The organism is Flavobacterium celericrescens (genome assembly GCF_011392075.1).
Taxonomy (GTDB): Bacteria; Bacteroidota; Bacteroidia; order Flavobacteriales; family Flavobacteriaceae; genus Flavobacterium; species Flavobacterium celericrescens.
The window spans coordinates 1-1,362 of record NZ_JAAJBV010000017.1 but is presented as its reverse complement, the minus strand read 5'-3'; the positions used below and the strand labels follow the sequence as shown (position 1 = coordinate 1,362).

At 40.2% G+C, this 1,362-nt stretch carries 1 protein-coding gene; it reads left to right on the top strand.

The genetic code is table 11. The features are described 5' to 3' along the window. Nucleotides 1-1,362, top strand: a 1,362-nt coding sequence (locus tag G4L40_RS12845; protein ID WP_166237589.1) for an HYR domain-containing protein, incomplete at both ends; no start/stop codon positions are given.

The following is a 1,362-nucleotide window of genomic DNA, read 5'->3' as shown; positions in this document are numbered from 1 at the left end:
CAGCAACAGCAGTAGTATTAGGTAATGCAGTAACAGCAGACAACTGTTCGGTAGCAAGTGTAAGTAATGATGCACCAGCAGTGTTTGCATTAGGAACTACTACAGTAACATGGACAGTAGTTGATGGTTCAGGAAACACCGCTACAGCGACACAATTAGTGACAGTAACGGATGCAACAAATCCAACAATTACAGCACCATCGGATATCACAATCAACACAAATGATGATTGTTATGCAATTAACGTTGCATTAGGTACACCAGTAACTGCAGACAACTGTTCTGTAGTAAGTGTAACTAACGACGCTCCAGCTTCATTCTCAATAGGAAGTACAACAGTAACTTGGACAATAGTAGATGGTTCAGGTAACACAGCAACTGCTACTCAAGTAGTAACGGTAGAAGATAATGAGTTACCTACTATCGTAGCACCAATTGCTATCAATACCACAACAAATACAGATTGTACAAGAACAGGTTTAGTATTAGGAAATGCAGTAACTACAGACAATTGTTCAGTAGTAAGTGTAAGTAATGATGCACCAGCAGCATTCCCATTAGGTACAACCACTGTAACATGGACCGTAGTAGATGGTTCAGGTAATACAGCTACTGCTACACAGTTAGTTACAGTAAGCGATACAACTTTACCAACAATCACCGCACCATCAGCAGTGAACGTAAATACAGATACAGACTGTACAGCAACAGGAGTAACATTAGGTACACCAGTTACATCAGACAACTGTTCGGTAGCGAGTGTAAGTAATGATGCACCAGCAGTGTTTGCATTAGGAACTACTACAGTAACATGGACAGTAGTTGATGGTTCAGGAAACACCGCTACAGCGACACAATTAGTGACAGTAACGGATGCAACAAATCCAACAATTACAGCACCATCGGATATCACAATCAACACAAATGATGATTGTTATGCAATTAACGTTGCATTAGGTACACCAGTAACTGCAGACAACTGCTCTGTAGTAAGTGTAACTAACGACGCTCCAGCTTCATTCTCAATAGGTAATACAACCGTAACATGGACAATAGTAGATGGTTCAGGTAACACTGCAACAGCTACTCAAGTTGTAACGGTAGAAGATAACGAGTTGCCTACTATCGTAGCACCAATTGCTATCAATACCACAACAAATACAGATTGTACAAGAACAGGTTTAGTATTAGGAAATGCAGTAACTACAGACAATTGTTCAGTAGTAAGTGTAAGTAATGATGCACCAGCAGCATTCCCATTAGGTACAACCACTGTAACATGGACCGTAGTAGATGGTTCAGGTAATACAGCTACTGCTACACAATTAGTAACAGTAAGCGATACAACTTTACCAACAATCA